The following is a 14,274-nucleotide window of genomic DNA, read 5'->3' as shown; positions in this document are numbered from 1 at the left end:
AAGGTGGCACGAGCCACCTTTCTTTTATTTCAGCAAAAAGGCCCGCAGTGAGGCAAAATCTGCCTTCATGGTATGCGACAGCAACGGCAGATCGGCACGCTCTGCCAGTTCAGTCGGCAGCGCCAGCTTCTGCTCCAGAATACTTTCCACGCTCTCCAGGAACTTCGCCGGGTGCGCCGTGCCAAGGAATAAGCCGTACTCGCCGTCCTGTAACTGGTCACGCAGCAAGCGCCAGGCAATCGCCGCGTGCGGCTCTGATACGTAACCCAGTTTCGCCAGATCACGCATCGCTTCGCGCGTCACCGCGTCGGATACCGCGCCGTAGGCTAAATCACTCAGGCGCCAGGTTTTGCGACGGAACAGCTCCTCAACGCGCGGCCAGTTATTCGGCTGGCTCACATCCATGGCGTTCGACAATGTCGCGACGGTCGCGTTAGGCTGCCATTCGCCGTTGCCAAGAAAGCGTGGCACCGTGTCATTGGCATTCGTTGCCGCAATAAACCGCTTGATCGGCAGCCCAAGTGACTTCGCCAGCAGACCTGCCGTCAAATCACCAAAGTTGCCACTTGGTACAGAGACGACCAGTTGATTACGTTTTTCCTGCGGCAGTTGCGCGACGGCTTCAAAGTAATAACAAATCTGCGCCAGCAGACGGCTGATATTAATGGAGTTGGCTGAGTTCAGGCCGATAGCTTTCTTCAGTTCCTGATCATCAAAGGCCTGTTTGACCAATGCCTGGCAGGCATCAAAATCGCCGTCAATCGCAATGGTTTCGATGTTGCCGCCCAGCGTACAGAACAATTTCTCCTGCAACGGGCTGATTTTGCCCTGCGGATACAGGATCACGACGCGCACATTTTCCATGCCGTAAAACGCATGGGCGACGGCGGCACCGGTATCGCCAGAGGTTGCCGTCAGAATCGTGATCTGCTCATCTGAACCACTTACATAGGACAGCATCTGCGCCATAAAACGGCCGCCAAAGTCTTTGAACGCCAGGGTTGGGCCGTGGAACAGTTCAAGACAGGCGACATCATCGGTCACCGCTTTGATCGGTGCCGGAAAGGTAAAGGCCGTTTTCAGGCGTTCGGTCAGATGCGCCGCCGGCACTTCGTCGCCAATATAGGCAGAGAGGATTTTGCTGCTGCGTGTAACAAAATCCATCTCCAGCATGGCATCGATATCGGTCAGTTCAAATTCAGGTAGCTCAAGCGGGAAAAACAGCCCTTGCTGTGAACCCAGACCTTGTTTCACCGCCTGGGCGAAGCTGACCTGCTCGTTATGATCCTTAAGATTGTAGAGTTTCATGCGTTATCCCAGTTTACGTGCGCCAGCCGTATCAAGACGGCAGATATGGACGAAGCCTTCATCGTTCTGCAGATAGTGCTGGCTCAGCCAGTCGGCCATCTGCTGTGCCGTTTCCATCTGGTTGCAAATGGCAAAGAGCGTGGGGCCAGAGCCCGAAATACCGCAGGCCAGCGCCCCGATATCCTGAGCAGCCTGACGTGCCTGGGCAAAGCCCGGTAACAGCTGAGTCCGGTACGGCTCAGCAATCACATCCTGCATCAGTTTAGCCGCCAGCGCGGGTTGGCGCGTATGGCAGGCGTGAATGAATCCGGCCAGCAGTCGGCCGTGCTTGATGCAGTCCTGCTTCGCGTACTGCGCCGGTAAAATCGCCCGCGCCTCCGCTGTTGACACTTTGATGCCCGGATAGGCCATCACCCACAGCCAGTCGTCAAAGCCTGGCACCGCCTGGGTAATGATCCCATTTTCCTCGATCATCAGTTGAATCCCGCCAAGGAAGCACGGCGCGACATTATCGTAATGCACGCTACCGGAAATGCGCCCTTCCAGCTCCCCCATTAACGTCAGGAGTTGGTTGTCATCCAGCGGTTTGCCACAAAATTCGTTCATGGCCATCAGACCCGCAACCACGGAACAGGCGCTGGAGCCCAGCCCCGAGCCTATAGGCATGTTTTTTTCCAGCGTGATCGCCACCGGCACGCTTTTGCCAATGGCTTCGCAGAACCGCTCCCAGCACTGATAAACGATATTCTCTTTAGGATCGCTGGGCAGTTTACTGACAAAGCGGCCAGTATTGCTCAGGCTAAAGCTGTCGGCCGCCTCGACCGAGACGCAATCTCCCAGCAATGAACCATCCACCGGCGAGACCGCCGCGCCCAGCACATCAAAGCCCACGCTGACATTGCCTATTGAGGCCGGCGCATGAATTTTTACCATCATTACACTCCCAACTTCCACGACAGTGTGCGCAGCAGATCGGCGAACACGCCCGCTGCTGTCACGTCATTTCCTGCACCGTATCCGCGCAACACCAACGGAATGGGCTGATAATAGCGGCTGTAGAACGCCAGTGCATTCTCACCGTTTTTCACTTTAAAAAGCGGATCGTTACTGTCTACTGCCTCGATCTTGACTTTGCACGCCCCGCCTTCTTCGATCACGCCGACCAGACGCAACACTTTGCCCGCCTCACGCGCCTGCGCCACTCGGGCGGCAATCGCCGCATCGACGTCGGGCAGTTGCTGCATAAACTGCTCAACATCGGCGATGGCGGTCAGGTGCGCTGGCAGCAACGGCTCAATCTCAATGTCGTGCATTTCGTGTTGATAGCCGGCTTCGCGGGCCAGAATGAGCAGCTTACGCGCGACATCCGTGCCGGATAAATCGTCACGCGGATCCGGCTCAGTGAATCCCATTTCGCGCGCCATGCGCGTGGCCTCCGACAGCGAGACACCTTCATCCAGTTTGCCAAAAATATACGACAGCGATCCCGACAGAATACCGGAGAAGCGGATCAATTCATCGCCTGCATTCAGCAAATTTTGCAAATTTTCAATAACGGGCAAACCGGCGCCCACATTAGTGTCGTACAGGAACTTACGGCGCGATCCGGCAGCGGCGGCGCGCATCTTTTGGTAATATTCCCATGACGCGGTATTCGCCTTTTTATTCGGCGTCACTACGTGGAAGCCCTCAGCCAGGAAATCCGCGTACTGGTCGGCCACCGCCTGACTTGATGTGCAGTCCACAATGACCGGATTGAGCAAATGATACTCTTTTACCAGACGAATTAAGCGTCCCAGATTGAACGGCTCTTTGGCCTGCTCCATCTCGCCTTTCCAGTTACTGAGATCAATACCGTGTACATTAGTTAACAGCGCACGGGAATTGGCGATACCGCATACGCGTAAGTCGATATGCTTCTGTTTGAGCCAGGCCTGCTGGCGATGCAACTGATCCAGCAGGGCGCCGCCCACACCGCCAACGCCCACCACGAAGACTTCAATCACCTGATCGGTGGCAAACAGCATCTGGTGCACCACGCGAACACCGGTGGTGGCGTCGTCATTGTTTACCACGACGGAAATCGATCGTTCAGACGAGCCCTGAGCAATCGCAATGATATTGATATTGGCCCGCGCCAGCGCAGAGAAGAACTTGGCTGAAATCCCGCGCAGGGTACGCATTCCGTCACCCACGACCGAGATCACCGCCAGATTTTCGATAACGTCCAGCGCATCCAGCAGACCATCTTTCAGTTCAAGATAGAATTCGTCCTCCAGCACGCGACGGGCGCGGGCCTGCTCGCTCTGAGGAACGCAGAAGCTGATGCTGTATTCAGACGAAGACTGGGTAATGAGCACCACAGAAATGCCGGTGCGCGACATGGTGGCAAAGACGCGGGCCGCCATGCCCACCATGCCTTTCATGCCCGGGCCGGAGACGTTAAACATCGCCATATTGTTCAGGTTGGTGATGCCTTTGACCGGATACTCATCCTGCTCGCCGTTGCCGCTAATCAGCGTACCTGGCGCCTGGGGATTAGCCGTGTTTTTGATCAGGCAAGGGATTTGAAACTGCGCGATAGGTGCGATAGTGCGAGGATGCAGAACTTTGGCCCCGAAATAGGACAGCTCCATTGCTTCCTGGTAAGACATGGATTTGAGCAGGCGCGCGTCCGGAACCTGGCGCGGATCGCAGGTATAAACCCCGTCCACATCGGTCCAGATCTCACAGCAATCGGCCCGCAGGCAGGCCGCCAGCACCGCCGCTGAATAGTCAGAACCGTTGCGGCCCAGCACCACCAGTTCACCCCGTTCGTTACCGGCGGTGAAACCAGCCATCAGGATCATGTTTTCTGTTGGGATCTGACTGGCTTCAATGCGGCGGGTTGACTCGGCGATATCCACGGTTGATTCCAGATAATGACCGATGGCCAGCAGTTTTTCGACCGGGTCGATCACGCTGACGCCATAGCCACGGGCTTCTAACAGCTTTTCCATAATGGCAATGGAGAGCTTCTCGCCCCGACAGATAATGGCCGCATTGACGCTGTCAGGGCACTGTCCTAACAGGCTGATGCCGTGCAGAACCTGTTTAAGTTGCGCAAATTCGCTGTCAACACGGCTTTTCAGCCCCTCATAGTCGAAACCGGGTTGTGCCTCGGCCAGCCCCTGCAGCAGTTCTGCGAAGATGCGCGTCGCATCACTCAAATTGGGCAACGCATCCTGACCGCTGATGGTTTTTTCAATCATCGCAACCAGGTGGTTGGTAATCTTTGCAGGTGCAGAAAGCACGGTAGCAACCTGTCCCTGTTGCGCATTACTTTCCAGAATATCGGCGACGCGCAGAAAACGCTCTGCATTGGCCACCGAGGTCCCACCGAATTTCAGCACTCGCATGATGTCAACTCTCCTGATTTTGAGTCAAAAAAAAACCCGCACTCGTGAGGTGCGGGCTTCTTTTTTTGTTTTTCCTGGATGCGTCAGCCCGCCCCGTTACCCATGGTAATGGTGGTGGTAATAATTGTGGTGTTCAGGCTGTGATTACGCATTCAGATTTATTTTCTGTCTGTCATTGATTGTCCGTCTGGTTCTAAGAAGTAAATCAAAGCGCACATCAAGTCAACGGTTTTATCCTTTGTGCAAAAAAAACTCGCCATGCTTAGCGTGTCATTGCAGGAAAAAAACCTGGCGAATCGTTTGGTATCGTGCGCTTAATTAACATCTGTCACTAAATAGTTACGCATTCCCCGAGGATTTCTCTGCGAGCTTTTTTTCCACATCATGTAACAGGCGATGCAGCATTGCACTGTCGCGCTGTTCCAGCAAACCAATACGCTGATTAATCCAGTCTGACATTTTGATGTCGTCGCTGACATCCAGTTGCTGGAGTAGCTGCGTCAGACGCTGGCGCAACGCATGCAATTGCTGCGCATCGGCAAGCGGCGTAACGGGCGCTGTGACCTGGTTAAGGGCCGCTAACTGATAACAGTACACCATCACCGCCTGCCCGAGATTTAATGAAGGATAGTCCTGCGCCATAGGGATCCCGGTGAGCAGGTCAACCTGATCCAGTTCCTCGTTGGTCAGCCCACTGTCTTCGCGACCAAACACCAGCGCCATGCTGTTTACCCACTGCCGCTTTTCAAGCAACCGGGCTTCAACCTGCTGGGGCGTGGCGTAGTAACGGAACCTGGCGCGACTGCGCGCGGTGGTGGCGACGGAAAAATCGATATCCTCCAGCGCATCAGCCAGCGTAGCAAATGTTTTCACGTTATCCAGGATGTCCCCCGCGCCGTGCGCCACACGCCGTGCAGCCGGGTCCTGCCAGGCATCGCTGGCGACAATGCGCAGTTCACTAAAACCCATGGTTTTCATGGCACGGGCCGCTGCGCCGATATTTTCCGGCCGGGCGGGCGAGACGAGGATAAGAGGAAAAAGCATGATCATTCCATCAGTAAATGTAGACGGTGCAGTGTAACATGTAGCGTGATATTAAGAGGTATAAGCTTTGAGGTTAACACTCTGAAATACATGTTAAAACACGTTAAAAAAAGCCATTGCGTCCTTTTTTACCATAAAGTGCACATTATCAGAAACTTCAAAATAAAAGCCTTTCAATTCAGCCCCCTGTGATAGTAAGTTTCTAACATCCCGTTTTGTGCTGTGCTGTGACTGTCGGTACAAAAATGACGTGTAATCGCCTTCTGCGTCAATTTTTCGGGATGTTTTTCACAGAAATGTTAACGTGCTACAATTGCATTTGATATAAGTCAACGAAGCGTTGTTTTTATGCTTAGCAGTTGTTGTTATTGCTGTTAGGTTGCTGTTAAGACAGTTAGTATATGTTTCAATTTATTATTCCGCAGGGCATGGAATTGTCGTTACGGCTGGCTGAGCGAACACGGTTGTTGACCTTGATAAAAGCTTATCACAATGACTTTCGTACAACGGTTCAGCAAAGCTTGCCGTTCTCCGCACTGGAGAGCACCTAACCGCTGTACGCCCTGTTTTCAATTTAGTTGGCAAAATTAGGTAGCTAAACATGCAGACCCCGCACATTCTCATCGTTGAAGACGAACTGGTCACGCGTAATACCCTCAAAAGTATTTTTGAGGCGGAAGGTTATGTCGTGTATGAAGCGACCGATGGTGCAGAAATGCATCAGGTATTGACCGACAATGATGTCAACCTGGTTATCATGGACATCAACCTGCCGGGCAAAAACGGCCTGTTACTGGCGCGTGAACTGCGTGAGCAAGCTAATGTGGCATTAATGTTCCTGACAGGACGCGATAACGAAGTTGATAAGATCCTTGGACTGGAAATTGGCGCAGACGACTACATCACGAAGCCATTTAATCCGCGTGAGTTAACTATTCGTGCACGTAATCTGCTGTTACGCACCATGAACTTACCGCTGCCTAATGAAGAGCGTCGTCAGGTCGAGAGCTATAAGTTCAACGGCTGGGAGCTGGATATCAACAGCCGTTCATTGATCAATCCCAACGGTGAGCAGTACAAACTGCCGCGCAGTGAGTTCCGCGCCATGCTGCACTTCTGCGAAAATCCCGGCAAAATTCAGACCCGTGCTGATTTGCTGAAAAAAATGACCGGACGCGATCTGAAACCTCACGATCGTACCGTTGACGTCACCATCCGCCGTATTCGTAAACATTTCGAATCCACACCGGATACGCCAGAAATCATTGCTACCATTCACGGTGAAGGCTACCGTTTCTGCGGTGACCTGCAAGAGTAACGGCCTCAGAAAAACGCCCTTTCGGGCGTTTTTTTATGCGTTAATGCCAGGGCATAATCGGCACGGCACTCAGCGCATTTTTCGGCGAACCATCCACCACCTTATCCGAATACGCCAGGTAGACCAGCGCATTGCGCTTGCTGTCAAAGAAGCGAACAACCTGCAACTTCTTAAAAATCAGGGAAGTACGCTGGCGAAACACAACGTCACCCTGCGCTTTTCCTTTGGCGATCTTATCACTTAACTCAACCGGTCCGGTTTGCTGACAGGAAATAGCGGCGTCAGACGTGTCCTCTGCGAGTCCCAGTCCGCCCTTAATCCCGCCCGTTTTGGCCCGACTGATATAGCAGGTTACATTTTTAACATCAGGATCATCGAACGCTTCCACCACAATTTTGTGGTCCGGCCCAAACATCTTAAATACGGTATCGACCGAGCCGATCTCTTCGGCCAGCAGCGAACTGGAAAATAGCAGACCGGCGAAGGTGGCGATCGCAAGACGAGTTATTGTCATGAGTTACCATTGCAAATGTAATAGATGAGCATGTAATGTACTGTCAATTGATACAATAACCAATGCAAAAAGGGTATAAACTCCCGCGTTAGTGAATAGTACAACTACCCCAATCAAAGCCGATCACGTCTTTACGCTATAAGTACTATTATTCGTCGACTTCATTTAGCTGCGCCACCAGAGTATGAGGATGTTTTATGGACCAAGCCGGTATCATTCGCGATTTGCTTGCCTGGCTGGAGAGCCATTTGGATCAACCCCTTTCACTGGATAACGTTTCCATTAAGGCAGGTTATTCTAAATGGCATCTACAACGGATGTTCAAAGATGTCACCGGGCACGCCATCGGCGCTTACATCCGGGCACGGCGTCTTTCTAAAGCCGCCGTCGCGCTTCGCCTGACCAGTCGCCCGATTCTTGATATCGCCTTACAGTATCGGTTCGATTCCCAGCAGACCTTTACGCGTGCCTTTAAAAAGCAGTTTAATCAAACCCCTGCATGGTATCGCCGTTCATCTGACTGGAACTCCTTCGGCATTCGCCCACCGATTCGCCTGGGCAATGACACACTGCCGGAACACCAGTTCGTTACGCTGCCGGAAACCGTACTGTTTGGTCAGACACAGAGCTACACCTGCACGCTGGAACAAATTTCCAAATATCGTGATGAAATGCGCCTCCACTTCTGGCGGCAGTTTCTGCTGGAAACGGATACGGTGCCGCCAGTGCTTTACGGTCTGCACCAGGTCCGTGCCAGTCATGAAAAGGATGATGAGCAGGAGATTCTGTATACCACGGCGGTGCCTGTGGACAGCGCAACGAATATGCACTCCGGGCAGAACGTCAGCCTGGAAGCAGGCGACTATGTGCAGTTCAACTATGCAGGTCCCCGCGTAGATTTGCAGGAATTTATCCTGTTACTGTATGGCACCTGCATGCCGACACTGGGACTGACTCGCCGTCAGGGCCAGGATATTGAACGTTTTATTACCCATGGCGGAAAGAAACGGACCGAACCCCCAGCAGATATTAAGTGCGAGTATCTGATCCCGATTCGCCGTTAATCGCGTTTGTGATTATGCCGTCGCGATGACGGCATGATCTGTCAACTTACCGCTGAAGTTCGTCCAGCGCGGGCTCGTCAAGATGCGAAATATCTCCCGCCGTTTCGACCACCCAGCCCGCTGCCAGCCAGGCGCTTTGTTGATGATCAACGCGGGAAATCGAACAGTTACGCAGACGAAGACGACGTTCCGCATACGCAGGCAATCCCAAAATGGTGCTCACCAGCACGCCCAGCGCCATACCATGGCTGACAATCAAGGGGCGGCTGCCAGCCGGTAACGCCAGGCAGGCATTCAGGGCATCCTGCATACGCTGCGCCAGTTCAGTCATAGATTCGCCCTGCGGAATACGGCCACCCTCAGTGCCGTTAACCAGCGACGCGCGCCAGCCCTCTTCTTCCGCACTCAACTCGTCCAGCAGGCGTTTTTCCAGCACGCCCATATTCAGTTCGCGCAGGCGGGCGTCAAAGGTGACATCGCAGCCGCAGGCATCGGCAATGATTTCTGCCGTACGTCGGGTACGTCCTAAGTCGCTGGAAATGATATGGGTGATACCTGCGTGTTTAATCCGTTCACCGACCTGACGGGCCTGGTGCTCGCCTTTTGCCGTCAGCGGACTGTCGGAGTGCCCTTGAATGCGGCGTTCTGCATTCCATACCGTTTCACCGTGACGAACAAGATAGACCTGTAGCATGCGTAGTTTCCGTTATACTGCGACCAAAATCGCCTTTATTACCTGAGGGTTCAATTAATTATGTACCATGTCGTCGCAGCTACCACCAATCCAGCGAAGATTCGTGCGATTGCTCAGGCATTCAACGACGTTTTCGGCGAGGGATCCTGCCATACAGAAGGGGTGGAGGTCGAGAGCGGCGTGGCAGCACAGCCCCTCTCTAATCTTGAAACCCGCACCGGCGCACGTCAGCGCGTCATGAATGCCCGTCAGGTTCGCCCGGAAGCCGATTTTTGGGTCGCGATTGAAGCAGGCATTGAAGAAGAGAGTGCGTTTGCCTGGATAGTGGTGGAAAACCACAAGCAGCGGGGTGAATCACGTTCAGCCAGCTTTACGCTGCCGCCGCCCGTGATGGCGGGTTTACGTGAAGGCCGTGAACTGGGCGACGAGATGGCGCGCCTGACCGGCATAGAAAACATTAAACACAAAGGCGGTGCGATAGGCACGTTAACCCATGGTCTGCTCAGCCGCTCCAGTGTGTATCATCAGGCGTTAATTCTGGCGCTCTGCCCGTTTACACATCCTTATTACGCGTAATCGACTCCGGGTGGCGCAGTTGGGCCTCCAGCCAGCGCTTGAGTGCGGGAGGCGCCTCTTTCAGGCTGTTCGATCCCCGGGTGATGGTCGCGATGCCGACGCCAAGCTCATTTTTCAACTCACGCTGGCTCATGTCGCCGTTCAGCAGCGATTCGATGATACGCAGACGTGTGCCAAAGGCTTCACGCTCATCGGGCGTCATCATGAGTTGCAGGAGCGGTAACGCATGCTGATCGGCAAACGCCTGCTGAATCAGATCAACAAAACGTAGCCAGTTCGACTCCGCAGCCTGTTCAGTTTCGGGTGGCACAGCAGGTTGGTTCATGAGAGGGCTTCCGTACTCACTAAAGAGTACGGAAGCTTAACACAGCTAGTAACGGCGATTCCACTCAGCATCTGACAGGATCTTGTCAGGCTGGCCCAGGAAGTAGCGATAGTAGGCATCATAAGCCAGCACATTCTTCACGTAACCCCGCGTTTCGGAAAACGGAATGGTTTCGATGAAGGCGACGGCACTCAGATTGCCCGCGGTGCTGTTTTGCCAGGTCCGTACGCGACCGGGCCCGGCGTTGTAGGCCGCCGAGGCGAAGATCCGGTTCTTATCAAACTGCTGATAGACATAATCCAGATACTGCGTGCCAATCTGGATATTGGTTTGCGGATCGAACAGCTGAGACGGATTCACATAGCCAGGAATGCTAAACATCTTCACGGTATGCGTGGCGGTGGCGGGCATAATTTGCATCAGGCCACTCGCACCGACCGGGGAACGCGCTTTCGGGTTCCACGCACTTTCCTGACGGGAAATCGCCATCGCATAGCTCTGCGGAATGGTTTTCCCCTGTGTGTTCTGCTTATAAAGATTCTGCCATGCCAGCGGGAAGCGTTCTTTCAGGCTGTCCCACATTTTTGCGGTGATGGTGGCCTGTACGCTGAGATCCCACCAGTCCTGCTCGCTTGCGTAACGCGCCAGCATCTGCTGCTGGACATGGTTTTTGCTGTTAATCAGGTTGGCCCATTCGCTTCGCGCCAGATTATCCAGCCCCCAGTACATCAGCTCGCGAACCCGGGCCAGCTCGGGCCCCTGTATCGTGGCGCTGTCGGGTTTCGGTGCGGCATCTACCTGCAGAGGATAATTCACGCCCAGACGCTGTGCAGCCACCATCGGGTAAAAGCCGCGTGACGTCATCAGTTTGCGCAGAATCTCATCGGCTTCTTCTTTGCGATCTTTGGAATAGAGCAGATCGGCCTGCCAGTATTGCCATTCGTCTTTCTCTTTCGCTTCTACCGGCAGACGGGCAATCCAGGTATTCAGGCCACGACGGTCATTTTCACTCAGCGCCAGGCGGACGCGCCGCTCCAGCAAGGCAGTTGATTCGCTGTTCATCACCACCGCATCGCGCCAGCGCGCTTGCTCAGAAGTCAGATCGCTGCCCATCATGCGCCAGACCACAATCTCCTTCAGCGCCTGTTCATCCTCCGGCCCCATTTTTTGCGCCCGGACCAGTTCGGGAATCATGCTGCGGGCATTTTCCATATCGGCACGCGCCACACGGGCGAAGGCAAAGATAGTGGCCTGGCGCGTAAAGTCGGTGGCGCCAACGCTGTTGGCAAAAGTCGTTACGGACTGGGGATCTTTCTGCAGCGTCAGTAAGGCATCCGACATCGTCTTATAATCAGCGGGCAGCATCTTCGCCAGATAGCTGACCAGGCTGTCATTGCCCGCTTTCATCGCCAGACGAATGCGCTCCAGCACCGTAATAGGCGAGAGCTGCCCTGAGGCCTGCCAGACTGAAAACAGCTTGTCACAGTCATTCGGCAAGGCGGTGCCGCGCAGCCAAATCGCTTTTGCGCCCGCAAAGGCCGCCTGCTGCTGACCGGTAGACCATTTTGCATAATACCAGTTGCAGCGCGCCTGCACCGGCGTCGGTTCATCCGGGCTGAAATTCAGTACGCCTTGCCAGTCCTGACGATGGGCCAGCACGTTCACAAACCGTGTTTTCAGCGACCGTGCCGGGGGCAAGGTGGGATACTTTTGAATGAAGTTCTGCACCGCCAGGCTGGTTTCCTGATCGAGATCCTGCGCCAGCAAACGGTATTCTAAGTAGGGATAAAGCGGATAATCCTGCAGCGTCGGTAACAGTTGATCGACTGTCGCCATCTGGTTACTGTCCCACGCCTGTTTAATCTGTTGATATCGTTGCCGTTGTTGATCAAGCGAATCAGCCCATGCGCTGCCGGCCATGCTCACCAGGCAGAACCCTATCATCCCGTTACGCCACTTCTCCACGTAAATCTCCTCTGTTGCTGGGCCCTGGCAGGGTGCCAGACGTTATTCATGCTAACCAGGGGAAGCCACTCTTGCCATGTTCTTCACAAAATTTACCTTTGCGCAGGCGTGGCGCACCGCAATGTCACACGTTCTGCGCTACGGCTGTGCATTTTATCATCACATAAACTTATGGCATGCCGCTTTATCTCTTTGATTCATCAAGTTAAAAATCTGGCACAGCCTTTGCTCTGTTGAATGCCATCTTGTATACCAGTTGGAATTTATTGCATGGCTTCAACATCTGGCTTGACCCTTAGCGAATGGCAGCAACGCGCCCGGCAGCACCCACAGCAGCTTCACACGTTGCTGGCAACCCACCTGGCGGAACAGGAACCCAGTGATAATGCCTGGATCTGTCTTGCCAGTCCGGCGCAACTCGAAGCACAAATCACGCCGCTTCTGGCACGCTATCAGCAGGATCCCGACGCGCTTCCTTTGTTCGGTGTGCCGTTCGCGGTCAAAGACAATATTGATGTCGCAGGCTGGCCGACCACCGCCGCCTGCCCGGCGTTTAGCTACACCGCCGAAGAGGATGCCTTTGTGGTGGCGCGCCTGAAGGCAGCAGGTGCGGTGGTCATCGGCAAAACCAACCTTGATCAGTTTGCAACCGGCCTGGTGGGCACACGGTCACCTTATGGCGCGGTGTGTAATACCTTTGATCCGGATTTTGTCAGTGGCGGATCCAGTTCCGGATCGGCCTCGGTACTGGCGCGTGGCCTGGTGGGTTTCTCACTCGGTACTGACACCGCCGGGTCAGGTCGGGTGCCGGCAGGGTTTAACAATATTGTCGGCCTGAAACCGACAAAGGGCTGGTTCTCTGCCCGTGGTGTGGTCCCGGCCTGTCGCCTGAACGATACGATTTCGGTGTTTGCGCTGACGGTTGAAGACGCCTTTACCGTGGCCAGCCTGGCCGGTGGCTACGACGAGAAAGACGCCTATTCGCGCGTGAATCCCCGTACGGCCCCAGCAGGCATGAAAGCCCGTCCTGATTTCGCCATTCCGGCTACACCGGAATTTTACGATGATGCTGCCGCCGAAGCCGCCTGGGATGCCGCGCTCAGCGCACTGAAGGCGACCGGCGCGACGTTGCATCCCATTGACTTTACCCCTTTCCGCCAGCTCGCCGAGCAGCTTTATCAGGGTCCGTGGGTCGCCGAGCGCACCGTCGCCGTAGGCGAGATGCTTAACCAGCCAGAGAACATGGATCCGGTGGTCCACGGCATTGTGGCGAATGGCCTGAAGTACAGCGCCGTGGATGCCTGGCAGGCCGAATACCAGCGTGCCGAACTGGCCCGGCACATTCAGCAGGTTCTGGCCTCGTTTGATGCGCTGGTGGTGCCCACCTCGCCCACCATTTACACGCTGGACGAAATGCAGCAGGAGCCGGTGCTGTATAACGCGCATTTTGGCACTTATACCAACTTCACTAATCTGGCCGATCTTGCTGCACTGGCCCTGCCCGCCCCGTTCAGAAACGACGACCTGCCGGCGGGCATTACGCTCATCGCTCCCGCCTGGCATGACCGCGCGCTGGCGCAGTTTGGACTGCGCTGGCAGCAGGCTCTGGCCCTGCCTCTCGGCGCAACCGGCCTGCCACTGCCGCCCTCCCCGATGGCGCTTCCTCCATCCCACGATCATGTTCGTGTGGCCGTCGTCGGCGCACACCTGACCGGGATGCCCCTTAATTTCCAGCTCACCACGCGCCAGGCCGTTCTGGTGGAAGAGACGCAGACCGCCAGCCAGTATCGTCTGTTTGCCTTATTAGAGGGTCCGATTAAGAAACCCGGCCTGATGCGCACAGAACAGGGGGCGGCCATTACCGTTGAACTCTGGGATATCCCGCTGGCGCGCTTCGGTGAGTTTGTGGCGGAAATCCCTGCCCCACTGGGCATTGGCAATCTGACGCTTGCCGATGGACGTGTGGTGAAAGGCTTTATTTGTGAAGGTGCCGCGCTAACCGGCGCGCTGGAAATCACTGAATTTGGCGGCTGGCGTAACTGGCTTGCCTCGCCTGGGAGTAACTAAT

General features: G+C 54.8%; 12 protein-coding genes and 1 other annotated feature. Of the genes, 4 read left to right on the top strand and 8 right to left on the bottom strand.

Annotated features, from left to right (window positions below; all coding sequences use genetic code 11):
• Positions 1-24 precede the first annotated feature (24 nt).
• The 4 genes from thrC to C7434_RS13050 form a co-directional block, all read right to left on the bottom strand.
• Entirely contained in the window at positions 25-1,308 is a 1,284-nt protein-coding gene (thrC, locus tag C7434_RS13070; RefSeq protein WP_006117624.1) for a threonine synthase, read from the bottom strand.
• 3 nt (positions 1,309-1,311) lie between these two features.
• Positions 1,312-2,241, bottom strand: a complete 930-nt coding sequence (gene thrB / locus C7434_RS13065; RefSeq protein ID WP_006117623.1) for a homoserine kinase — start codon at positions 2,239-2,241, stop codon at positions 1,312-1,314.
• A gap of 2 nt (positions 2,242-2,243) precedes the next feature.
• A complete protein-coding gene (thrA, locus tag C7434_RS13060; protein ID WP_033740220.1) occupies positions 2,244-4,706 on the bottom strand; it encodes a bifunctional aspartate kinase/homoserine dehydrogenase I in 2,463 nt (820 codons plus the stop codon).
• A gap of 25 nt (positions 4,707-4,731) precedes the next feature.
• Positions 4,732-4,851 (bottom strand) — a sequence feature (Thr leader region).
• 194 nt (positions 4,852-5,045) lie between these two features.
• Positions 5,046-5,750, bottom strand: a complete 705-nt coding sequence (locus tag C7434_RS13050; RefSeq protein ID WP_033740219.1) for a tRNA/rRNA methyltransferase — start codon at positions 5,748-5,750, stop codon at positions 5,046-5,048.
• A gap of 601 nt (positions 5,751-6,351) precedes the next feature.
• Between C7434_RS13050 and arcA the strand changes: the two genes are divergently transcribed.
• Positions 6,352-7,068 (top strand): two-component system response regulator ArcA, encoded by a 717-nt coding sequence (arcA, locus tag C7434_RS13045; protein WP_006117620.1) that lies wholly within the window; start codon positions 6,352-6,354, stop codon positions 7,066-7,068.
• 40 nt (positions 7,069-7,108) lie between these two features.
• Here arcA and creA read toward each other — a convergent pair whose 3' ends face one another.
• Positions 7,109-7,582 (bottom strand): protein CreA, encoded by a 474-nt coding sequence (creA, locus tag C7434_RS13040; protein ID WP_006117619.1) that lies wholly within the window; start codon positions 7,580-7,582, stop codon positions 7,109-7,111.
• Positions 7,583-7,779: 197 nt separating this feature from the next.
• Here creA and robA point away from each other — a divergent pair, with 197 nt between their 5' ends.
• Entirely contained in the window at positions 7,780-8,646 is an 867-nt protein-coding gene (gene robA / locus C7434_RS13035) for an MDR efflux pump AcrAB transcriptional activator RobA (RefSeq protein ID WP_006117617.1), read from the top strand.
• A gap of 46 nt (positions 8,647-8,692) precedes the next feature.
• Here robA and gpmB read toward each other — a convergent pair whose 3' ends face one another.
• Entirely contained in the window at positions 8,693-9,340 is a 648-nt protein-coding gene (gpmB, locus tag C7434_RS13030) for a 2,3-diphosphoglycerate-dependent phosphoglycerate mutase GpmB (protein WP_033740218.1), read from the bottom strand.
• A gap of 60 nt (positions 9,341-9,400) precedes the next feature.
• Between gpmB and yjjX the strand changes: the two genes are divergently transcribed.
• Positions 9,401-9,916, top strand: coding sequence for an inosine/xanthosine triphosphatase (gene yjjX / locus C7434_RS13025; protein WP_006117615.1), 516 nt, complete (start codon positions 9,401-9,403; stop codon positions 9,914-9,916).
• Here the strand turns inward: yjjX and trpR are convergent.
• Complete coding sequence (trpR, locus tag C7434_RS13020; protein ID WP_033740217.1) at positions 9,894-10,241, bottom strand: trp operon repressor; 348 nt, start codon at positions 10,239-10,241, stop codon at positions 9,894-9,896. The two genes, yjjX and trpR, sit on opposite strands and share 23 nt — an antisense overlap.
• A gap of 45 nt (positions 10,242-10,286) precedes the next feature.
• Positions 10,287-12,206 carry a murein transglycosylase gene (sltY, locus tag C7434_RS13015; protein WP_033740216.1) on the bottom strand — a complete coding sequence of 640 codons (1,920 nt, stop codon included), beginning with the start codon at positions 12,204-12,206 and terminating at the stop codon, positions 10,287-10,289.
• 270 nt (positions 12,207-12,476) lie between these two features.
• Between sltY and atzF the strand changes: the two genes are divergently transcribed.
• The gene (gene atzF, locus C7434_RS13010; RefSeq protein ID WP_033740215.1) at positions 12,477-14,273 is read left to right on the top strand and encodes an allophanate hydrolase; all 1,797 of its coding nucleotides are present in this window, start codon (positions 12,477-12,479) and stop codon (positions 14,271-14,273) included.
• The last annotated feature ends 1 nt before the right edge of the window (position 14,274 follow it).

The sequence above is a fragment of the Pantoea sp. PNA 14-12 genome, assembly GCF_004364735.1.
Classification (GTDB): Bacteria; Pseudomonadota; Gammaproteobacteria; order Enterobacterales; family Enterobacteriaceae; genus Pantoea; species Pantoea stewartii.
Note: the sequence above shows the minus strand (reverse complement) of the source record. Positions and strands in the feature narration are given on the sequence as shown.